Annotated in this window: 7 protein-coding genes; 5 read left to right on the forward strand and 2 right to left on the reverse strand. The window is 62.0% G+C overall.

The features are described from left to right. Position 1 precedes the first annotated feature (1 nt). Positions 2-340 (reverse strand): hypothetical protein, encoded by a 339-nt coding sequence (locus J5M57_RS18805; RefSeq protein ID WP_064585362.1) that lies wholly within the window; start codon positions 338-340, stop codon positions 2-4. 148 nt (positions 341-488) lie between these two features. Next, positions 489-16,124: a LapA family giant adhesin gene (locus J5M57_RS18810; RefSeq protein ID WP_207871987.1), complete on the reverse strand. Its 15,636-nt coding sequence runs from the start codon at positions 16,122-16,124 to the stop codon at positions 489-491. Between the two features lie 356 nt (positions 16,125-16,480). Here J5M57_RS18810 and J5M57_RS18815 point away from each other — a divergent pair, with 356 nt between their 5' ends. The 5 genes from J5M57_RS18815 (at position 16,481) to J5M57_RS18835 (ending at position 23,700) form a co-directional block, all read left to right on the forward strand. Continuing rightward, positions 16,481-17,833, forward strand: coding sequence for a TolC family outer membrane protein (locus J5M57_RS18815; protein ID WP_169842735.1), 1,353 nt, complete (start codon positions 16,481-16,483; stop codon positions 17,831-17,833). A gap of 42 nt (positions 17,834-17,875) precedes the next feature. Beyond that, a complete protein-coding gene (locus J5M57_RS18820; protein WP_064585368.1) occupies positions 17,876-20,032 on the forward strand; it encodes a type I secretion system permease/ATPase in 2,157 nt (718 codons plus the stop codon). Beyond that, positions 20,022-21,389, forward strand: coding sequence for an HlyD family type I secretion periplasmic adaptor subunit (locus J5M57_RS18825; protein WP_207849332.1), 1,368 nt, complete (start codon positions 20,022-20,024; stop codon positions 21,387-21,389). Before J5M57_RS18820 ends, J5M57_RS18825 begins: the two co-directional genes overlap by 11 nt. A gap of 370 nt (positions 21,390-21,759) precedes the next feature. Beyond that, positions 21,760-22,656 carry a TauD/TfdA family dioxygenase gene (locus J5M57_RS18830; protein WP_207849333.1) on the forward strand — a complete coding sequence of 299 codons (897 nt, stop codon included), beginning with the start codon at positions 21,760-21,762 and terminating at the stop codon, positions 22,654-22,656. An 18-nt stretch (positions 22,657-22,674) separates the two neighbouring features. Continuing rightward, positions 22,675-23,700: an ABC transporter substrate-binding protein gene (locus J5M57_RS18835; protein ID WP_207849334.1), complete on the forward strand. Its 1,026-nt coding sequence runs from the start codon at positions 22,675-22,677 to the stop codon at positions 23,698-23,700.

Genomic DNA, 23,700 nt, shown 5'->3' on the forward strand with positions numbered 1-23,700 from the left:
ATCAGATCAACCCGCTCTCATCTTCATCGATCAAGTGGCTCAACCCGCCCAACGCCTCACGTGCCTGGGTCCGATCCATCAACTTGGCCTGCGCCGCCGGCGGCAGGTCGGTGACCCGGATCACGCCTTTCTGGGTCAGCACCTGAATCAGGTCGTCGAGTACCCGAATCATTTCAAAGTCGCTCTGCTTGAGCTGTTTGAGGCTGTTTTCCACGGCTGCGTTGGCGAACCAGGCCTGGATTTCATGGTGGTCGGCCGGCAGCGTTTCCGTGGCCTCGGCGTACGCCGCAGCTTCCACGCGAATCAACTGGCCCTGCGCATCGCGTTGCACGTAAAACATTGAGCATCCCTCGGAAATGAACCAGCGTCATGCTGTCAGCAGCATAGCCAACTGCGCGCAAGTATGCGGTGCGGCGACGAAATCGTCACCGGTCCGATAGACGCAAACGCAACGGCCGCCCCATGGGGGCGGCCGTTTTGTTCACGCATCAGCTGTTGTTGTGGTCGACCTTGATGGTCGGGTCGCTGCCGGCAATCAGGTTGTGAATGTTGGCGCTCGACCAGTTGTTGCCTTCCAGTTTGATCGTCACGTCCGGCGTGGCAGCTGCCGCGTCGGCAGAATTGAACTTGCCGGCGGAGCTGACTTGCAGCGACGACACGCCGTCGACCGTGGTGATCTTCAGGAAGTTGTCGATGGTGCTGCCGGTCTCGCCCTGCAACAGATCACGCAGGTCGATACGGTCGCCTTCGTTGGCATTGAAGTCCTTGATCACGTCGTTGCCGGTGTCGCCTGCTTTCCAGACGAAGGTGTCGGCACCGGAACCACCGATCAGGATGTCGTTGCCCTGGCCGCCGATCAGCGTGTCGTTGCCGGTGCCGCCGAGCAGGATGTCATTGCCCTTGCCGCCATCGAGCAGGTCGTTGCCGCCCGAGCCGAACAGGATGTCATTGCCCGCGCCACCCAGCAGGGTGTCGTTGCCATCGTGCGCACCGGAGACATCGAACGCCTGATAGTGCTCGGTGATGTACTGGTGCACGTTGCTGGTGGTGACCTTGCTGACGTCGACGCCGGTCTGCTGCGCCACGAACGCCTGCATCGCTTGGTAACCCTCGCCGGCAATGCCATTGAAGCTCACCAGGTCGCCGAACAGGATGTCGTTGCCGTCGCCACCGCTGACGGTGTCATTGCCCGGCAGCGTCGCTTCGGTGTGGCCGATGATCGAGTTGGCCAGATCCTTCGGATCGATGTTGGTCTGTGGCGAGTGATCCGAGTCATACGGTTTCAGATCGTTGAGGCTGACACCGCTGTTGATGCCGATGGCTTCGACGTTCGACAGGCCGCTGAGCAGCGCGAAGCCGCTGCTGGCGTTATCGGTGGTGGCCGAGGTGGTGCTGCTACCGGTACCAGCCAGGGTCGAGAACTCATAGGTACCGTCGCCCTGAGCATGCAAGGTGCCGAAGTTCTGGTACGACCAGTTGCTGCCCGACTTGGTCCAGACCGTCACGGCGCCCGCTGCACTGATTGAAATCTGGTGCGTGCTGTCCGGATTCAAGGTGGTGGCTGTACCCAACTGATAGTTGCTGGTGGTGATCAGGCTATCGAGTGTTTTATTGCCATACAGGTACGGGTTGGTCGATTCGCCGCTCTGGTAGTAGGTCGGCTGGCCATCGGTGATGAAGTACGTGAGGTTCTTCGCCCCGGTGTTGGCCAAGGCTTCCGGGCTCTGGAAGAAGTTGGCCGTGGTCTTGAACACGTCCTCGTAGTTGGTGCCGCCACCGGACGACATCGAATCGAGCACGGCTTTGAGCTTGGTCAGCGCGTTCGGGTCGTTGAGGTTCACCGACACCGACTTGTTGACCTGGGTATCGAAGTCCACCAGGAAGATGTTCACCGTGCCCGAGTTGCTGCCGCCCAGGCTCTGCTTGAGGGTGTTGAACACCGACGTCAGCGAGTCCTTGGCCGCGTTGATCGACGAGGTGCTCATGCTGCCCGAGCTGTCGACCATGAACGCGATGTTGTAGTTGGTGCCCGGCACCACGGTCAGGCCGCCGATGTCGGCGACCATGATGTCGTTGCCATCGGTGCCGCTGAAGGTGTCATCGCCGGAAGTACCGACCACGGCGTTGTACACCGCCGGCACCACGGTGACCGGAATGGTCGCGGTGCTGCTGGCCGAACCGCCGACCATCTCGGTGGAAGTCGAGGTCACGGTCAGGTTGAACTGGCCGTTGTAGTAGGTCGGCGGGGTCACGGTCAGGCTGCCGAGGTTCCAGCCGGTGACGTTGGCTTCGCCGTTGCTCGCGGTCACGGTGAAGCTGTGGCCATGGCCGTCGGAGAGTACCGAGCCGACCGGCGCACCGCTGATCTTCACGCTCAGGGTTTCCGAGCCGTCGGTGTCGGTCAGCGCGGTGTTGATCGCCGACAGTTTCACCGTGGTGCCTTCGGCGCCGGTGTTGAGCTTGTAGCCGTCGTAATAACCTTCGCCGTTGGTGCCGTGCAGATCGGAGACGGTCACGCCTGCGTTTACCAGATCCTGTACGCCGGTGTAGATCGGCACGCCGGCGCTGCTCAGGTCGATTGGCGTGCTGCCGTTGACCGACAGGTTCACGTCATAGCTGCCCGGGCCGCTCTGGTTGTGGTGGTAGATATCCAGCGTGTAGTAGCCGCTGGTGGTCGGGGTGAACGAACCACTGATCGCGCCGCCCGCGCCCCAGGTGCCCGACGCCACGCTCTTGCCGCCGATGGTGATCAGCAGGCTGTCGTCGGCCACACCACTGAAGCTGTAGGTCTTGCCGGCTTCCAGGTAGATCAGGCCCGAGGTTTTCGAGGCGGTGCCGGCGGTCACGCTGCCGTCGGACTGCACATTGTTCACGTTGGTGCTGGAGTTTGGGGTGCCGGCGCCGTCGATCACGTTTTTCAGGGTGGTCGAGTTCGCGCCGCTGCCGTCGGTGCCCAGGCCCGGCAGGCCGGTCCAGACTTCCTTGACCAGCCCGGTGGATTTCACGCTGTTGTCGGCCACGCTCACGGTCGGTGCATCCGCCACGGGCGTGATGTCGATCTTCACGGTGCCGGTGTTGCCCAGCAGTTGGCCGTCGGTTGGCTGGAACTTGATCTGCGCGTAGTCGGCCTGGTTGTTGCCCATGCCGGTGCCACCGTAACCGTTGACGCCCGACTCGTTGGCATCCGGCATGAAGCGCAGTTTGCCAGCGTCGATGTCAGCCTTGCTGAAGGTCTGGTTGTTGGCGACGTCTTTCCAGGTCGAACCGTCCAGGTACTGCAGTTTGCCTTCGCCCGGCAGCTGGGTGATTTTGATGCCCAGGCTGCTGGCCGGGCTGTCGACGTCGGTCACCCCGAAGGTCGACCAGCCGAGGATCAGCGGCGTGTCTTCGGTGCCGGTAACGTTGACCGGAGCCGCAACTGGGGCATCGTTGACCGCCACCACGTTGACCGTGGTAGTCGCGGTGTTGGAGTAGTTGCCGCCGTCGGTCACGGTCACGGTGATGATCCGTGGCACGGTGCTCGGGTCTTCACTGCTGTTGGTGAAGCTGATGTTTTTGATCGCCTGCATGTAGTCGGCCAGCGTCGCGTTGCCCGACAGGGTCAGGGTCACGGTGCCGTTGGTGCTGTTGGCATTGATGGTGATGCCATTGACGCTGTTGCCCAGGTTCAGCGCATCGCCGTCCTGACGGTTGGTCAGGACGATGGTTGCACCGGTCAGCATGGTGCTGTCCGGGTCGGTGATCGTCAGGTCAGTGTCGGCAATCGACACGCCGGCGCCCGGGGTGTTTTCGGTGAAGGTCACCTTGTAGTCGGCACCGGTGGCGCCGCTGGAGTTGTTGGCGTCGAGGTCGATGACCGGTGGCGCATCGTTGTCGATGATCGAGGTGCTGACGCTGCCGTTGGTGCTGCTGACGGCCAGGTTCTCGAAGTTGCCGCCGGTAGCCGAGTCGATCTTGACCACGAAGTTCTCGGTGCCTTCGGTGATCTTGTCATCGATGGTCGCGACGTTGAACTGCGCGCTGCTGGCGCCCGCCGGGATCTTCACGGTGTACACGCCGGTGAAATCCGAACCGTCGGCAGCGGTGCCGCTGTAGACGATCTTCAGGGTCACGTCGGTTTGCGCCGGGTGCGTCAGGCTGACGGTGTAGCTGGCGGTCTGGCCTTCGGTCACCGAAGTGCTGCCGGTGATGCTGACGGTGGTGGTGTCGATGGTATCGGTAACACTGGTCACCGCCGGTGTCGTGCTCGGTACCAGGTTTTCGAAGTTGCCACCGCTGGCGTTGGTGATGGTGGCCTGCACGCTGCCGGCGTCTTTGTAGACGTCGTCGGCTGGCGCAGGAACTGTCACGGTGCCCGTGGTCTTGCCAGCGTCGATGGTGATCACCGAACCGTTGCTCAGGGTCACGGTGACCGGCGAGCCGGCGGCGTTGCTCAGGGTTGCGGTGTACGTGATCTGACCACCTTCAGCCACGGTGCCGGTCGCGTTCAGCGACAGGGTGGTGGTATCGATGGTGTCGGTCACGGTGGTGCTGACCGGGGTCTTGTCGGCGACGAGGTTTTCGTAGTTGCCGCCGCTGACGTTAGTGATCGAGTTGGTCAGTGGCGCGTGGCCGGTCAACACGTCATTTGGCGCGATGGTGGTCACGGTACCGGTGGTTTTACCGATGTCGATGGTGATGGTCTGGCCGTTGGACAGGCTCACCACAACTGGCGAACCAGTGACTGGCGCACCGACGGTGGCGGTATAGGTGACCGTGCCACCTTCGGCCACGGTACCCGTGGCGGTGAGTTTCACGCCCGTGGTGTCGATGGTGTCGGTGACGCTGGTCACGGCTGGCGTGGTGCTCGGCACCAGATTTTCGAAGCTGCCACCGGTGGCGGTCTTGATCGTTGCCTGCACGGTGCCGGCGTCTTTGTAGACGTCGTCAGCCGGAGCCGGAACTGTCACGGTGCCGGTGGTTTTACCGGCGTCGATGGTGATCACGGCGCCGTTCGACAAGGTCACGGTGACTGGCGAGCCAGCTGCGTTGGTCAGGGTTGCGGTGTAAACGATCGAGCCACCTTCGGCCACGGTACCGGTCGCGCTCAGCGACAGGTTGGTGGTGTCGATGGTGTCGGTCACGGTGGTGCTGACCGGCGTTTTGTCGGCCACGAGGTTCTCGTAGTTGCCGCCGCTGACGTTGGTGATGGCGTTGGTCAGCGGCGCGTGGCCGGTCAACGCATCGTTCGGCGCGGTGGTGGTCACGGTACCGGTGGTTTTACCCACCTCGATGGTGATGGTCTGGCCGTTGGACAGGCTCACCACAACTGGCGAACCAGTGACTGGCGCACCGACGGTGGCGGTGTAGACAACGTTGCCGCCTTCCGCTGCGGTGCCGGTGGCGCTCAGCTTCACGGTGGTGGTGTCGATGGTATCGGTGACGCTGGTCACGGCTGGCGTCGTGCTTGGCACCAGGTTTTCGAAGTTGCCCCCGCTGGCATTGGTGATGGTGGCCTGGACGGTGCCGGCGTCTTTGTAAACGTCGTCAGCCGGAGCCGGCACGGTCACGGTGCCGGTGGTTTTGCCGGCGTCGATGGTGATCACGGCGCCGTTCGACAGCGTCACGGTGACTGGCGAGCCAGCCGCGTTGGTCAGGGTCGCGGTGTAGATGATCGAGCCACCTTCGGCAACCGTGTTAGTGGCGCTGAGGGACAGGTTGGTGGTGTCGACAGTGTCGGTCACGGTGGTGCTGACCGGGGTCTTGTCGGCCACCAGGTTCTCGTAGTTGCCGCCGCTGACGTTGGTGATCGCGTTGGTCAACGGTGCATGCCCGGTCAACACGTCGTTCGGCGCGGTAGTGGTCACGGTGCCGGTGGTTTTACCCACTTCGATGGTGATGTTCTGACCGTTGGCCAAAGTGACGGTCACTGGCGAACCGGTTACCGGCGCCCCGACAGTCGCGGTGTAAGTCACGGTGCCGCCTTCGGCCGCCGACTCGGTCGCGGTGAGTTTCACCGTGGTGGTGTCGATGGTGTCGGTGACGCTGGTCACGGCTGGCGTGGTGCTTGGCACCAGGTTTTCGAAGTTGCCACCTGTCGCCGACTTGATAGTCGCCTGCACGGTGCCAGCGTCCTTGTAGACGTCGTCAGCTGGAGCCGGAACGGTCACGGTGCCGGTGGTTTTACCGGCGTCGATGGTGATCACGGCGCCGTTGCTCAGGGTCACAGTGACTGGCGAGCCAGCGGCGTTGGTCAGTGTCGCGGTGTAGATGATCGAGCCGCCTTCGGCCACGGTGCCGGTCGCGCTGAGCGACAGGTTGGTGGTGTCGACGGTATCGGTGACGGTGGTGCTGACCGGGGTCTTGTCGGCAACGAGGTTCTCGTAGTTGCCGCCGCTGACGCTGGTGATCGCGTTGGTCAACGGTGCATGACCGGTCAACACGTCGTTCGGCGCGGTAGTGGTCACGGTGCCGGTGGTTTTACCCACCTCGATGGTGATGTTCTGACCGTTGGCCAGAGTGACGGTCACTGGCGAGCCGGTTACCGGCGCACCGACAGTCGCGGTGTAAGTCACAGTGCCGCCTTCGGCCGCCGACTCGGTCGCGGTCAGTTTCACCGTGGTGGTGTCGATGGTGTCGGTGACGGTGGTCACGGCTGGCGCGGTGCTTGGCACCAGGTTTTCGAAGTTGCCGCCACTGGCGTTGGTGATCGTTGCCTGAACGGTACCGGCGTCTTTGTAGACGTCATCGGCTGGTGCAGGAACGGTCACGGTGCCGGTGGTTTTACCCGCCTCGATAGTGATCACCGCGCCGTTGCTCAACGTCACGGTCACTGGCGAGCCGGCCGCGTTGGTCAGGGTCGCGGTGTAGATGATCGAGCCACCTTCGGCCACGGTGCCGGTCGCGGACAGCGACAGATTGGTGGTGTCGACGGTATCGGTGACGGTGGTGTTTACCGGGGTCTTGTCGGCAACGAGGTTCTCGTAGTTGCCGCCGCTGACGTTGGTGATCGCGTTGGTCAACGGTGCATGACCGGTCAATACGTCATTCGGCGCGGTAGTGGTCACGGTGCCGGTGGTTTTGCCCACCTCGATGGTGATGTTCTGACCATTGGCCAGCGTCACGACCACAGGCGAACCGGTCACTGGCGCACCGACAGTCGCGGTGTAGGTGACGGTGCCACCCTCGGCCGCCGTTTCGGAAGCCGTCAGCTTCACGGTGGTGGTGTCGATGGTGTCGGTGACCTGAGTCACGGCCGGTACGGTGCTCGGCACCAGGTTTTCGAAGTTGCCGCCACTGGCGTTGGTGATCGTTGCCTGAACGGTACCGGCGTCTTTGTAGACGTCATCGGCTGGTGCAGGAACGGTCACGGTGCCGGTGGTTTTACCCGCCTCGATAGTGATCACCGCGCCGTTGCTCAACGTCACGGTCACTGGCGAGCCGGCCGCGTTGGTCAAGGTCGCGGTGTAGATGATTGAACCACCCTCAGCGACCGAGTTGGTGGCGCTCAGGGACAGGTTGGTGGTGTCGACGGTGTCAGTAACCGTGGTCGAAACCGGCGTCTTGTCAGCCACCAGATTCTCGTAGTTGCCGCCGCTGACGTCGGTGATCGCGTTGGTCAGCGGCGCATGACCGGTCAACGCATCATTCGGTGCGGTGGTGGTCACGGTGCCGGTGGTCTTGCCGACTTCGATGGTGATGTTCTGACCGTTGGCCAGGGTTATCACGACCGGCGAGCCGGTCACAGGCGCGCCGACGGTCGCGGTATAGGTGACGGTGCCACCTTCAGCAGCAGACTCGGTCGCGGTCAGTTTGACCGTGGTGGTGTCGATGGTATCGGTAACGCTGGTGACGGCAGGAACAGTGCTCGGCACCAGGTTTTCGAAGTTGCCACCGGTAGCGGTGGAAATGGTTGCTTCGACTTTGCCCGCATCTTTGTACACGTCATCGGCTGGCGCCGGAACGGTCACGGTGCCGGTGGTTTTACCGGCTTCGATGGTGATCACGGCGCCGTTGCTCAACGTCACGGTGACGGGTGAGCCAGCGGCGTTGGTCAAGGTCGCGGTGTAGACGATCGAGCCACCTTCAGCGACGGTGCCAGTGGCACTCAGCGACAGATTGGTGGTGTCGACGGTATCAGTAACAGTGGTGCTGACCGGCGTCTTGTCAGCCACCAGATTCTCGTAATTGCCACCGGTCACACCGGTGATCGAGTTGGTCAGCGGCGCATGACCGGTCAGCGCGTCGTTTGGCGCGGTGGTGGTCACGCTGCCAGTGGTCTTGCCGACTTCGATGGTGACGTTCTGGCCGTTGGCCAGGGTCACGACCACAGGCGAACCGGTGACCGGCGCACCCACAGTAGCGGTGTAGGTCACGGTACCGCCTTCGGCCACCGAGGTATCGGCGGTCAGTTTGACGGTCGAGGTGTCGATGGTGTCGGTGACTTCGGTCACGGCCGGCACGGTGCTTGGCACCAGGTTCTCGAAGTTGCCACCAGTAGCGGTGGAAATGCTCGCTTCGACTTTACCGGCATCTTTGTAAACGTCGTCCGCCGGAGCTGGAACGGTCACGGTGCCGGTGGTTTTGCCGGCCTCGATGGTGATCACGGCGCCGTTGCTCAACGTCACGGTAATCGGCGAACCGGCAGCGTTGGTCAGAGTCGCGGTGTAAACGATCGAGCCACCTTCGGCCACGGTGCCGGTCGCGGACAGCGACAGGTTAGTGGTGTCGACGGTGTCGGTGACATTGGTCGAAACCGGAGTTTTGTCAGCCACCAGATTTTCGTAGTTGCCGCCGCTGACGTCGGTGATGGCGTTGGTCAACGGCGCGTGACCGGTCAACGCATCGTTCGGCGCGGTGGTGGTCACGGTGCCAGTAGTTTTACCGACTTCGATGGTGATGTTCTGGCCGTTGGCCAGGGTTACCACGACCGGCGAACCGGTCACAGGCGCACCGACAGTCGCGGTGTAGGTGACGGTGCCACCTTCAGCAGCAGACTCGGTTGCGGTCAGTTTGACCGTGGTGGTGTCGATGGTGTCGGTAACGTTGGTGACCGCAGGAACGGTGCTTGGCACCAGGTTCTCGAAGTTGCCACCGGTAGCGGTGGAAATGGTCGCTTCGACTTTACCGGCATCTTTGTAAACGTCGTCCGCCGGAGCTGGAACAGTCACGGTGCCGGTGTTTTTACCGGCCTCGATGGTGATCACCGCGCCGTTGGACAAGGTCACAGTGACTGGCGTGCCGGCCGGGTTGGTCAAGGTCGCGGTGTAGACGATCGAGCCACCTTCAGCGACGGTGCCAGTGGCACTCAGCGACAGATTGGTGGTGTCGACGGTATCAGTAACAGTGGTGCTGACCGGCGTCTTGTCAGCCACCAGATTCTCGTAATTGCCACCGGTCACGCCAGTAATCGCGTTGGTCAGCGGCTCATGACCGTTCAACGCATCGTTCGGCGCGGTGGTGGTCACGGTGCCGGTGGTTTTGCCGACTTCGATGGTGATGTTCTGGCCGTTAGCCAAGGTCACGACCACAGGCGAACCGGTCACAGGCGCGCCGACAGTCGCGGTGTAGGTGACGGTGCCACCTTCAGCAGCAGACTCGGTTGCGGTCAGTTTGACCGTGGTGGTGTCGATGGTGTCGGTAACGTTGGTAACCGCAGGAACGGTGCTTGGCACCAGGTTCTCGAAGTTGCCACCGGTGGCGCTCGAAATGGTCGCCTCGACTTTGCCCGCGTCTTTGTAAACGTCGTCTGCCGGAGCAGGAACGGTCACGGTGCCAGAAGTTTTGCCGGCTTCGATGGTGATCACCGCGCCATTGCTCAGGGTCACGGTCACCGGAGTACCAGCCGGGTTGGTCAGGGTTGCGGTGTAAACAATCGATCCACCCTCGGCCACCGAGTCGCTGGCGGTCAGGTTCAGGTTGGTGGTGTCGACGGTGTCCGAAACCGAGGTGTTTGCCGGTGTCTTGTCGGCTACCAGGTTTTCATAGTTGCCGCCGGCAACCTTGTCGATGGCGACGCTCAGGGAGCTGCCGCCCGCCAAGGGGCTGTTCGGTGCAACGAAGTTCACGCTGCCGGTGGTCTCACCGACGGCGATGGTGATGGTCTGGCCGTTGGACAAGGTCACGACGACAGGTGCGCCGGTTACCGGCGCGGTCACGCTCGCGGTGTAGACCACGGTCTCGCCTTCGGCGACGTTGGCGGTGGCGGTCAGCGACACGGTGGAAGTGTCGATGGTGTCGTTGACGGTGGTCACGGCCGGGGTGTTGCTGGTAACCAGGTTTTCGAAGTCGCCACCGGTCGCGCCCTTGATGGTCGCTTCAACGGTGCCGGCGTCCTTGTAGACGTCATCCTTCGGTGCATCGACGGTCACGGTGCCGGTGGTTTTGCCGGCTTCGATGGTGATCACCGCGCCATTGCTCAACGTCACGGTCACCGGAGTGCCGGCGGCGTTGGTCAGGGTGGCGGTGTAGGTGATCTGGCCGCCTTCGTTCACCGCCGGGGTCGCGCTCAGCGACAGGTTGGTGGTGTCGACGGTGTCGGTCACGGTGGTGCTGACCGGCGTCTTGTCGGCCACGAGGTTTTCGTAGTTGCCGCCGCTGACATTGGTGATCGAGTTGTTCAGCGGCTCGTGGCCGTTCAACACATCGTTCGGCGCGGTGGTGGTCACGGTGCCGGTGGTCTTGCCGATGTCGATGGTAATGGTCTGGCCGTTGGCCAGAGTCACGACCACAGGCGAACCGGTGACTGGCGCGCCGACAGTCGCGGTATAGGTAACCGTGCCGCCCTCGGCGACCGAGGTATCGGCGGTCAGTTTGACGGTCGAGGTATCAATGGTATCGGTGACCTCGGTAACGGCCGGAACGGTGCTTGGCACCAGGTTCTCGAAATTGCCGCCCGCAGCCTCCTTGATCGTGACTTCGACTTTGCCGGCGTCTTTGTAGACGTCATCGGCAGGCGCCGGAACAGTCACGGTGCCAGTGGTTTTGCCGGCTTCGATGGTGATCACCGAGCCGTTGCTCAGGGTCACAGTCACCGGAGTACCGGCCGGGTTGGTCAGGGTCGCGGTGTAGACGATCGAACCGCCTTCAGCCACGGTGCCGGTCGCGCTCAACGTCAGGTTGGTGGTGTCGACGGTGTCCGTGACCGTGGTCGAAACCGGGGTCTTGTCGGCCACCAGATTCTCGTAGTTGCCGCCGCTCACATCAGTGATCGAGTTGGTCAGCGGCGCATGACCGGTCAACGCATCGTTCGGCGCGGTGGTGGTCACGGTGCCGGTGGTCTTGCCGACTTCGATGGTGATGTTCTGACCATTGGCCAGGGTCACCACGACTGGCGAACCGGTGACCGGCGCGCCCACGGTGGCGGTGTAGGTGACGGTGCCACCTTCAGCGGCCGATTCGGTCGCGGTCAGTTTGACGGTCGACGTATCGATGGTGTCAGTGACTTCAGTCACCGCCGGAACGGTGCTCGGAACGAGATTCTCGAAGTTGCCACCGGACGCATCCTTGATGGTCACTTCAACCTTGCCCGCGTCTTTGTAGACGTCATCGGCAGGCGCTGGAACGGTTACGGTGCCAGTGGTCTTGCCCGCTTCGATGGTGATCACCGAACCGTTGGACAGGGTCACGGTCACCGGGGTGCCGGCCGCATTGGTCAGGGTCGCGGTGTAGGTGATCGAGCCGCCCTCGGCGACCGAGTTGGTGGCGCTCAGGGACAGATTGGTCGTGTCGACGGTGTCGGTGACGGTGGTGCTGACCGGAGTCTTGTCGGCCACGAGGTTTTCGTAGTTGCCGCCCGTCACGCCAGTGATCGAGTTGGTCAGTGGTTCGTGACCATTCAGCGCATCGTTCGGCGCGGTAGTGGTCACGGTGCCGGTGGTTTTACCGACTTCGATGGTGATGTTCTGACCGTTGGCCAGGGTCACCACAACTGGCGAACCGGTGACTGGCGCGCCCACGGTCGCGGTGTAGGTGACCGTGCCACCTTCCGCAGCGGTTTCGGTCGCGGTCAGTTTCACCGACGTGGTGTCGATGGTGTCGGTGACTTCGGTCACGGCAGGGACGGTGCTCGGCACCAGGTTTTCGAAATTGCCGCCAGCGGTACCGGTGATGCTGACTTCGACTTTGCCGGCGTCTTTGTAGACGTCATCAGCTGGCGCTGGAACGGTCACGGTGCCAGTGGTTTTGCCGGCTTCGATGGTGATGACGGAGCCGTTGCTCAACGTCACGGTCACCGGGGTGCCTGCCGGGTTGGTCAGGGTCGCGGTGTAGACGATCGAACCGCCTTCAGCGACGGTGCCAGTGGCGCTCAACGTCAGGTTGGTGGTGTCGACAGTGTCGGTCACGGTGGTGCTGACCGGGGTTTTGTCCGCTACGAGGTTTTCGTAGTTGCCGCCCGTCACGCCAGTGATCGAGTTGGTCAGTGGTTCGTGACCATTCAGCGCATCGTTCGGCGCGGTAGTGGTCACGGTGCCGGTGGTTTTACCGACTTCGATGGTGATGTTCTGACCGTTGGCCAGGGTCACCACAACTGGCGAACCGGTGACTGGCGCGCCCACGGTCGCGGTGTAGGTGACCGTGCCACCTTCCGCAGCGGTTTCGGTCGCGGTCAGTTTCACCGACGTGGTGTCGATGGTGTCGGTGACTTCGGTCACGGCAGGGACGGTGCTCGGCACCAGGTTTTCGAAATTGCCGCCAGCGGTACCGGTGATGCTGACTTCGACTTTGCCGGCGTCTTTGTAGACGTCATCAGCTGGCGCTGGAACGGTCACGGTGCCAGTGGTTTTGCCGGCTTCGATGGTGATGACGGAGCCGTTGCTCAACGTCACGGTCACCGGGGTGCCTGCCGGGTTGGTCAGGGTCGCGGTGTAGACGATCGAACCGCCTTCAGCGACGGTGCCAGTGGCGCTCAACGTCAGGTTGGTGGTGTCGACAGTGTCGGTCACGGTGGTGCTGACCGGGGTTTTGTCCGCTACGAGGTTTTCGTAGTTGCCGCCAGTAACGTCAGTGATCGAGTTGGTCAGCGGTTCATGACCGTTCAACGCATCGTTCGGCGCGGTGGTGGTCACGGTGCCGGTGGTTTTGCCTACTTCGATGGTGATGGTCTGACCGTTGGCCAGGGTTACGGTCACTGGCGAACCGGTGACAGGCGCGCCCACTGTGGCGGTATAAGTGACTGTGCCGCCCTCGGCCACCGAGGTATCGGCGGTCAGTTTGACGGTCGAAGTGTCGATGGTATCGGTCACTTCGGTAACGGCTGGAACAGTGCTCGGAACGAGGTTCTCGAAGTTGCCGCCGGACGCATCCTTGATGGTCACTTCAACCTTGCCGGCATCCTTGTAGACGTCATCGGCTGGTGCTGGAACCGTTACGGTGCCAGTGGTTTTACCGGCTTCGATGGTGATGACGGAGCCGTTGCTCAACGTCACGGTCACCGGGGTGCCGGCAGGATTGGTCAGGGTCGCGGTGTAGACGATCGAACCGCCTTCGGCCACGGTGCCGGTCGCAGTCAGCGACAGGTTGGTGGTGTCGACGGTGTCAGTGACGGTGGTGCTGACCGGAGTCTTGTCGGCGACGAGGTTTTCGTAGTTGCCGCCGCTCACGTCAGTGATCGCGTTGGTCAGTGGTTCATGACCGTTCAACGCATCGTTCGGCGCGGTGGTGGTCACGGTGCCGGTGGTCTTGCCCACTTCGATGGTGATGGTCTGGCCGTTGGTCAGGGTCACGACCACAGGCGAACCGGTCACGGGTGCACCGACGGTAGCGGTGTAAGTGACGGTGCCGCCTTCGGCCACCGAGGTATCGGCGGTCAGTTTGACGGTCGAGGTGTCGATAGTGTCGGTAACTTCGGTCACGGCCGGCACGGTGCTCGGCACCAGGTTTTCGAAATTGCCGCCGGTGGTGCCGGTGATGCTGACTTCAACTTTGCCGGCGTCTTTGTAGACGTCATCGGCAGGGGCCGGAACGGTCACGGTGCCAGTGGTTTTGCCGGCCTCGATGGTGATCACCGAGCCGTTGCTCAACGTCACGGTCACCGGGGTGCCGGCCGGATTGGTCAAGGTCGCGGTGTAAACAATCGAACCACCTTCAGCGACGGAGCCAGTGGCGCTCAACGTCAAGTTGGTGATGTCGACGGTGTCGGTGACGGTGGTGCTGACCGGAGTTTTGTCCGCTACGAGGTTTTCGTAGTTGCCACCGGTCACGCCAGTGATCGAGTTGCTCAGCGGCGCCTGGCCGTTCAGCACGTCGTTCGGTGCGGTGGTGGTGACGGTGCCAGTAGTTTTGCCCACTTCGATGGTGATGGTCTGGCCGTTGGTCAGGGTCACGACCACAGGCGAACCGGTCACGGGTGCACCGACGGTAGCGGTGTAAGTGACGGTGCCGCCTTCGGCGACCGAGGTATCGGCGGTCAGTTTGACGGTCGAGGTGTCGATGGTGTCGGTGACTTCGGTCACGGCCGGCACGGTGCTCGGCACCAGGTTTTCGAAATTGCCGCCGTTGGTACCGGTGATGCTGACTTCAACCTTGCCGGCGTCTTTGTAGACGTCATCGGCAGGGGCTGGAACGGTCACGGTGCCAGTGGTTTTGCCGGCTTCGATGGTGATGACGGAGCCGTTGCTCAAGGTCACGGTCACCGGGGTGCCAGCCGGATTGGTCAGGGTTGCGGTGTAAACGATCGAACCGCCTTCAGCCACGGTACCGGTGGCGCTCAGCGACAGGTTGGTGGTGTCGATGGAGTCAGTGACGGTGGTGGTGGCTGGCGTCGTGTTCGGCACCAGGTTCTCGAAGTTGCCGCCGGTCGCACCGGTAATCGTGGTGCTGACGGTGCCGCCATTGTTGTAGACGTCGTTCGGCGCGGTCGGCACGTTGACGGTGCCGGAGGTCTGGCCGGCTCCGATGGTGATGGTCGAGCCATTGGACAGGGTGACGGTCACCGGCGTCTGCGCCGGGTTGGTCAGGGTGGCGGTGTAGGTGATCTGGCCACCTTCGACCACCGTGCCGGTAGCGGTGAGAGTCAGTCCGGTGGTGTCGCGCGAATCAACGATATTCGTTACGGCTGGGGTCGTGTTCGGCACCAGGTTTTCGAAATTGCCACCGGTAGCACCAGTGATGGTGGTGCTGACGGTGCTGCCGTTGTTATAGACGTCATTCGGCGCGGTCGGCACGTTGACGGTGCCGGTGGTCTGGCCGGCTTCGATGGTGATGGTCGAGCCGTTGGACAAAGTGACGGTCACCGGCGTCTGTGCCGGGTTGGTCAGCGTCGCGGTGTAGGTGATCTGGCCGCCTTCGGTGACGCTGTTGCCAGCGGTCAGGGTAACGGTAGTGGTGTCAATGGTGTCGGTGACTTGGGTCGTCGCCGGAGTGGTCGGCGGAGTCACGGTGATGCCGTTGCCGCCAGTAGTGCCGGTGACGGTCACGTCGATCTGGGTCGGGTCGTTATAAACGGTGTCGTTCGGTGCCAGCGGCACGTTGACGGTGCCGGTGGTGGAGCCGGCCGGAATCACGATCACCGAGCCGTTGGACAGGGTGATGGTCAGGTCGGTGAGCGGCGCCTGGGTCAGGGTCGCGGTGTACACCAGCACGCCGCCGGCTTCGGTGATGGTCGGCGTGGCGCTGAGGCTCAGGGTCGACTCACGCAGGGCGTTGGTGGTGGTGTCGGTGGTCTGGCCGCCGGTGATGTTCTGCGCCGCTTGGGCGCCGGAGTTGATACCCGCAGTCGGGAAGCCGATGGTCGGGTCGACGCGGCCCGCCGTGGCATCGAGCATCACGAAACTATGGCCACCACCGGCAGCACCGCCAGTGCCTGCGGCGGTCGGGCCGGCAGCGGTGGCGTCGAGCGCGGTAGTCGGGTCGGCACCGGCGGCGATGGCCTGCTGCAGCTCGGCTACAGAAGGCGCGGCCTGCGCGGTGGCTTCTGCCAGGTCAGTGCTGGAGTCGGGCGCGTTGGCGCTCCACTGGGTTTCGCGGCCCAGGTCCAGGGTGCGGCCATCCGCCAGTTCCAGCGACACGGCACCAGACAGACCGGTGTCGATCTGGTCGCCGACGAACAGGCGATCGCCTTCAACGAGCACGCGGCGTACACCCTCAGGGGAAACCACGAATACCTGACCGACAATGCTTTTGACGATGGCAACAACACTGCTCATTGAAGACTCTCCGGGTGTTACGTTCAGTTGACTTCCATAGCCTGATGGCTCGGCGCCGATTCAGTCTGGACGTACTTTAAAAATTTGCGAATCAAGTTTGACGCGTCTATTCGTCAATAATTTGGCTAGATTCTTTCGCTATTAACTTTATGCCAAACTATTGACCTTCTGGGTGCCATCCTAAACAATCGCCCCACTAATGTCACATTGATATTTCCGCGGCGACCTGTCCCTCAGCGTGTGATCCAGTTCCTATTTTGAACTTTCCGACATACGGTCATTCCGGTTGCCAATCATCCGACGCAGCAGCACGTTTAGCTGTGATTCAAGACAAGAAGTCCTGGGAAATCTTTACCATGCGTTTGCATCTGTTCAAGGCTCTACCGTTCGCCCTCGCCGCCTCTTTCGTCCAAGCACAATCCTTGCCTGAAGCGATGCAACAGGCACTGGATGTCCATCCGGAAATCCAGGCAGGGGTCAACAGTCGTTTGGCCGCGGATTATCAGTTAAAGGCTGCCAAAGGGGGATACCTGCCCAAGGTCGACCTGCTGGGCGGTTATGGCCGTGAAGGCACCGACAGCGTGACCACCCGCGCCAATGGCGGGAGCAATCACTACGAAACCCTGACCCGTGGCGAGTCAAGTTTACGTCTCTCGCAAATGGTTTTTGACGGTTTTGCGACTTCCAGCGAAGTCGGGCGTCAACAAGCCACCGTCAACTCCCGGGCCTACTCGTTGCTGGGGACTTCCGAGCGCACCGCGCTGACCGTGGCCCAGGTCTATCTGGATGTGCTGACCCGCCGCGAATTCGTGCGCCTGGCCGAGGAAAACCTCAAGAGCCACCAACGCATCTACGACCAGATCCAGCTGCGCACCCAACGCGGCGTCGGCAGCGGCGCCGACCTCGACCAGGCCGAAGCGCGCATGGCCCAGGCCCGTAACAACCTGATCACCGAACAAACCAACCTCGCCGACTCCGAGACCAACTTCCTCAGCGCCGTCGGCCAGATGCCTGACCAGCTAGAGCGTCCGGCGCCGTTCATGGCGATGATGCCGGCCAACCTCAATGAAGCCCGTACGCAGATGCTGGAAAACAGCCCGATCCTGCGTTCGGCGGAATCCGACATTGCTGCGGCCGAGAAACAGTACGAAACCGCCAAGTCGACCTTCTACCCGCGTTTCGACGCCGAACTGGGCCGCACCGCCGACAACGACCTGGACGGCCAGAACGGTCACAACAACGAGTGGCAGGCCATGCTGCGCATGCGCTTCAACCTGTACTCGGGTGGCAGCAACAAGGCGGATCTGGAGTCCAAGTCGTACCTGTCGAACCAGGCGCTGGACATCCGCAACAACGCCCTGCGCCAGTTGAACGAAGAACTGGGTCTGGCCTGGAACGCCCTGAACAACGCCAACGCTCAGGTGCCGATCGCTCAGCAGTATGTTGATCACAGCACCGCCGTGCGCACCGCCTACCAGCGTCAGTTCAGCCTCGGCGAGCGGACCCTGCTGGATTTGCTCGACAGTGAAAACGAGTTGTTCACCGCTTCGCGCCGTTTGGCCGAAATCAAGAACATTCAGTTATTTACTCAGTATCGAATCAAGGCGACCATGGGCGAGTTGCTCAAGAGCCAGGGAGTGGTCGCGCCATTGGCATCCGTCGTGCAGAACGATGTGAAGCCGAAGGTTCAACTGCCCGGTATGAATTGAGCAGGACCTTCATTGTTCAATTGTTAGCCAAGAGTGCCGAGCGTGGAATCAGAAGTCAGTCGAGTTCAACTCATTCATGATCCGCGCGCGATGCACGACGATCCGTTACTGGATGGTCTGCTTGCTCTGTGCATGCTGCATCAGAAACCCGCCAGTGCGGCGATGCTGACCACCGGTCTGCCGCTGCCCAAGCAGCGCCTGAGTGTCGAGTTGCTGCCCCGCGCAGCGGCTCGCGCCGGCCTGCAGGGGCGGGTGCTGCAACGCAAGCTGGAAGAAATTCCGGCGATTGCCATGCCGGCGCTGTTGCTGCTCAAGGATGGTCGCAGTGCCGTCCTGCTCGGCTGGCAAGGCGAGAACGAAGCCCGGGTGCTGCTCAGCGAAAGCGACGGCGGCGAATCGGTGGTCAGCCGTGAACTGCTGGCCGACGACTACACCGGCAAAGTGTTCTTCGCCCAGCCGCAGCACAAATTCGACGTCAACCACGGCACGCTGATTCCGCGCGCGCGCTCGTGGTTTCGCGACACCCTCAAGCGTTCGCGCTGGCTGTATGCCGACGCCATCGCCGCCAGTTTCCTGATCAACATTATCGCCATGGCCGCGCCGCTGTTCGTGATGAACGTCTACGACCGTGTGGTGCCGAACCAGGCCGAAGCGACCTTATGGGTGCTCGCACTGGGCATCACCGGCGCCTACCTGTTCGACCTGATCCTCAAAAGCCTGCGCAGTCTGTGCCTGGATCTGGCCGGGAAGAAAACCGACCTGATCATCTCGGCGACGCTGTTCGAGCGCATCGTCGGCATGGCCATGAAATACCGCCCGGCGCGGGTCGGCAGCTTTGCGCAGAACATTCATGAGTTCCAGAGCCTGCGCGACTTCCTTGCCTCGCTGACCCTGACCAGCCTGATCGACCTGCCGTTCACCATTCTGATCTTCATCGTCATCGCCATTCTCGGCGGGCACTTGGTGTGGATTCCGGTGCTGGCGTTCCCGATTGCGCTGTTGATCGGCTATGCGCTGCAGAAGCCGCTGGTCGCGACCATGGAGCGCACCATGGCGCTGGGCGCCGAGCGGCAGTCGAGCCTGATCGAAACCCTCGCCGGCCTCGACGCGGTCAAGGTCAACAACGCCGAAAGCGAACGCCAATACCAATGGGAACAGACCATCGGTACCCTCAGCCGCCTCGAGCTGCGAGTGAAGATGCTTTCCGGTCTGGCGATGAACATCACCCTGCTGATCCAGCAACTGGCCGGGGTGATCATGATCGTTTTCGGCGTGTACCAGATCATCGCCGGCAACCTGAGCATGGGCGGCCTGATTGCCTGCTACATGCTCAGTGGCCGCGCACTCAGCCCGCTGGCCTCGCTGTCCGGTCTGTTGACCCGCTACCAGCAGGCACGAGTGACCATGACCTCGGTCGACCAGATGATGGAGCTGCCGCAGGAGCGCAATTTCGAAGAGCGTCCGCTCAGCCGCAAGGTGCTGCAGGGGGCGATCGAATGCCGTCAGCTGAACTTCACCTACCCGGAACAACAGAACCCGGCGCTGAAGAACATCAACCTGGTGATCCGTCCCGGCGAGAAGATCGGCATCATCGGTCGCAGCGGTTCGGGCAAGAGTTCGCTGGCGAAACTGCTGGTGGGCCTGTATCAGCCGGACGATGGCGCGTTGCTGGTGGACGGTGTGGATATCCGCCAGATCGACGTCAGCGAGCTGCGCTACAACATCGGCTACGTGCCGCAGGACATCCAGCTGCTGGCCGGCACCCTGCGTGACAACCTGGTCTCCGGCGCGCGTTATGTCGAAGACGAGCTGGTGCTGCAGGCGGCCGAACTGGCCGGCGTCCACGAATTCGCCCGCCTGCACCCGCAAGGCTACGAGCTGCAAGTCGGCGAGCGCGGGCAGAACCTGTCCGGCGGCCAACGGCAGAACGTCGCGCTGGCACGGGCGCTGCTGCTCAATCCGCCGATCCTGCTGCTCGACGAGCCGACCAGTGCCATGGACAACACCGGCGAAGAACGCCTCAAACAACGTCTGGCCGCCGTCGTTGAAAACAAGACCGTGGTGCTGGTGACGCACCGGGCCTCGCTGCTGTCGCTGGTCGACCGGCTGCTGGTGGTCGACCGTGGACAGATTCTCGCCGATGGCCCGAAAGCCGCCGTGATGGAAGCGTTGAAGAAGGGGCAGATCAGTGTTGCTTAAGTCGGGTGTCAAAGAGTCGATCCGTCGCTACTTCAAGGGTTCTGCCTCGCTGCAGGGCCAGCCGCTGCCGGAGGTCAACAAGGCGCTGATCGAGGACGCCCCGCGCGTCGTGCGCCTGACCATCTGGGCGATCATCGGCTTCTTCGTGTTCCTGATGCTGTGGGCGCATTTCGCCGTGATCGACGAAGTGACCAAGGGCGACGGCAAGGCGATTCCGTCGTCGAAGATCCAGAAAATCCAGAACCTCGAGGGCGGGATCGTCTCCGAACTGTTCGTAAAGGAAGGCCAGATCGTCGAGGCTGGCGCACCGCTGATTCGCCTGGACGACACGCGATTTGCTTCCAACGTCGGCGAAACCGAGGCTGATCGGCTGTCGATGCTGCTGCGCGTCGAGCGTCTGAGCGCCGAGGTCGATGACCGCCCGCTGAATTTCCCTGAAGACGTGCTCAAAGCCGTGCCGGGCCAGGCGAAAAGCGAAGAGTCGCTGTACATCAGCCGCCGCCAGCAGTTGCACGACGAGATCGGTGGTTTGCAGGAGCAATTGATCCAGCGTCAGCAAGAGCTGCGCGAGTTCAGCTCCAAGCAGGCGCAGTATCGCCAGCAACTGGGCCTGCAACGCCAGGAGATCAACATGTCCGAGCCGCTGGTAGCCCAGGGCGCGGTGTCACCGGTGGAAGTGCTGCGGCTCAAGCGTGCCGAAGTCGAAACCCGTGGTCAGCTCGATGCCACCACTCTGGCGATTCCGCGCGCGGAATCGGCCATCAAGGAAGTACAACGCAAGATCGACGAGACTCGCGGCAAATTCCGCAGCGATGCGCTCACGCAGCTCAATGAAGCGCGCACTGACCTGAACAAGGCCCAGGCCACCGGCAAGGCACTGGAAGACCGGGTCAGCCGGACGCTGGTCACCTCGCCCGTGCGGGGCATCGTCAACAAGCTGCTGGTCAATACCATTGGCGGTGTGATCCAGCCCGGCAGCGACATGGTGGAAATCGTGCCACTGGACGACACCCTGCTGGTCGAAGCCAAGATCCGACCGCAGGACATCGCCTTCCTCCACCCGGGGCAGGAAGCGATCGTCAAATTCACCGCGTATGACTACACCATTTACGGTGGACTGAAAGCCAAGCTCGAGCAGATTGGTGCCGACACCATCACCGACGAAGACAAGAAAACCACCTACTACATCATCAAGGTGCGCACCGAGCGCAGCCATCTGGGCACCGATGACAAACCGCTGCTGATCATTCCGGGGATGGTCGCGTCGGTGGATATCATCACCGGCAAGAAGTCGGTGTTGAGTTATTTGCTCAAGCCGATCATCCGCGCGCGGGCCGAGGCGTTGCACGAGCGTTAATGCTCTAGCGGTCTTTATGGCCTCATCGGTGGCAAGCCAGCTCCCACAGAGTTTTCGGTTGGAACACGATTGTGTGCTCGACATCGGAAACTGTGGGAGCTGGCTTGCCAGCGATGGCGTCAGTGAAATTGCCACATTACGCCTAGAAGTGACAAAAACCGTCACTCACCATCCCGTACATTCCTCACCAACCGCCATATCGTTATTCATTAACGGTATTTAATTTCCAGTTCTTATAGCTATAAAGTCAATCTCCTGCGTACCTGCCGACCAATCGGCGCGCCGCACGACCTGAACCGACACGCAATCCAGCGTGAGTGTCTGATCGACGTGCGCGCCCGTGAGCGCGCCGTGCGTGGGAGATTGAAAGATGTCCGCAGCTACTGCCACCCCAAGCGCCGCGACTGCCGCGCCGCAAACCTTCGAAATTCGTCCGTTCAGCGGTGCTGTTGGCGCCGAAATCATCGGTCTGGACCTGACCCGTCAGGTCAACGGAGAGGATTTCGCCCGGATCCATCGTGCGCACCTGGATCACCACGTTGTGGTGTTCCGCGACCAGCGCATCACCCCGCAACAGCAGATCGACTTCAGCCGCCGTTTCGGCGTGTTGCAGATCCACGTGCTCGAGCAATTCCTGCTGGCCCATCACCCGGAAATCCTCATCGTTTCCAACATCGTCGAAAACGGCCAGAACATCGGCCTCGGCGATGCCGGCAAGTTCTGGCACTCCGACCTCTCCTACAAAGAGCTGCCGAGCCTAGGCTCGATGCTGCATGCCCAGGAGTTGCCGTCCGAGGGTGGCGACACGTTGTTTGCCGACATGCACAAAGCCTGGGAAAACCTGCCCGAAGCGCTGCGTAAAGCCGTAGAAGGGCGCTCTGCTGCGCACTCCTATACCGCGCGTTACAGCGAGACCAAATTCGAAGGCAACTGGCGTCCGACGCTGACCCCGGAGCAACTGGCGCAGGTCGCCGAAGTGGTGCACCCGATCGTCCGCACCCATCCGGAAAACGGCCGCAAGGCGTTGTTCGTCAGCGAAGGCTTCACCACGCGCATCGTCGGTTTACCCGAGGACGAGAGCAAACAACTGCTCGCCGAGCTCTACGCCCACAGCGTGCTGCCGCAAAACATTTACCGCCACCAGTGGCAGCCCCACGACATGGTGTTCTGGGACAACCGTTCGCTGATCCACCTCGCCGCCGGCTGCCCTGCGCACCTGCGCCGCAAGCTGTATCGCACCACCATCCAGGGCGACGCGCCTTTCTGATTTGCCGGAGATTCGATCATGTCCAAACGTCTTCCATTTGCACCGCTGGCCGCCGCCATCGGTCTGGGTTTCAGCCTGATTGCCGGCAGCCTCGTGGCGCCGACCCTGGCCCACGCCGAAGGTGAAATCCGCATCGCCGAACAGTTCGGCATTGTCTATTTATTGCTCAACGTGGTGCGGGATCAGGGCCTGATCGAGAAGTACGGCAAACAGGAAGGCCTCGACATCAAGGTTGACTGGACGCAGCTCTCGGGTGGCGCGGCGGTCAATGATGCGCTGTTGTCCGGTTCCATCGACATTGCCGGTGCCGGCGTCGGGCCGCTGCTGACTATCTGGGATCGCACCCACGGCAAACAGAACGTCAAGGCCGTGGCCTCGCTGGGCAACTTTCCTTACTACCTGGTGAGCAACAATCCCAAAGTCAAAACCATTGCCGACTTCACCGAGAAGGACCGCATTGCGGTGCCGGCGGTGGGTGTTTCGGTGCAGTCGCGCTTCCTGCAATACGCGGCGGCCAAGCAGTGGGGGGACAAGGAATTCAATCGCCTCGACAAATACACCATCGCCGTCCCACACCCGGACGCCACCGCTGCGTTGATCGCCGGCGGCACCGAGTTGACCGGACACTTCTCCAACCCGCCGTTCCAGGATCAGGCGCTGCAGAATCCGAACGTGCACGTGGTGCTCAATTCCTACGACATCCTCGGCCCGAACTCGCCGACGGTGCTGTTCGCCACCGAGAAATTCCGCAACGACAATCCGAAGACCTACAAGGCCTTCGTCGAAGCGCTGACCGAAGCAGCGCAATTCGCCCAGAACGATAAAGGCGCGGCGGCAGACACTTACATCCGCGTGACCAAGGCCAAGATCGATCGCGCCGAACTGCTGAAAATCATCGACAACCCGCAGTTCGAATTCAGCGTCACGCCGAAAAATACCTATCCACTGGCTGAATTCCTCTACCGCGTCGGTGCGATCAAGAACAAACCGCAATCGTGGAAGGACTACTTCTTCCAGGACGCCAAACCGCTGCAAGGGAGCTGA

Origin of the sequence: Pseudomonas sp. 86_A (genome assembly GCF_017491705.1) — a bacterium.
Classification (GTDB): domain Bacteria; phylum Pseudomonadota; class Gammaproteobacteria; order Pseudomonadales; family Pseudomonadaceae; genus Aquipseudomonas; species Aquipseudomonas koreensis.

Bases quoted from the DNA above. Each gene is read 5' to 3' on its own strand.
- J5M57_RS18805 (WP_064585362.1), bottom strand. From the start codon at position 340: ATGTTTTACGTGCAACGCGATGCGCAGGGCCAGTTGATTCGCGTGGAA.
- J5M57_RS18810 (WP_207871987.1), bottom strand. From the start codon at position 16,124: ATGAGCAGTGTTGTTGCCATCGTCAAAAGCATTGTCGGTCAGGTATTC.
- J5M57_RS18815 (WP_169842735.1), top strand. From the start codon at position 16,481: ATGCGTTTGCATCTGTTCAAGGCTCTACCGTTCGCCCTCGCCGCCTCT.
- J5M57_RS18830 (WP_207849333.1), top strand. From the start codon at position 21,760: ATGTCCGCAGCTACTGCCACCCCAAGCGCCGCGACTGCCGCGCCGCAA.
- J5M57_RS18835 (WP_207849334.1), top strand. From the start codon at position 22,675: ATGTCCAAACGTCTTCCATTTGCACCGCTGGCCGCCGCCATCGGTCTG.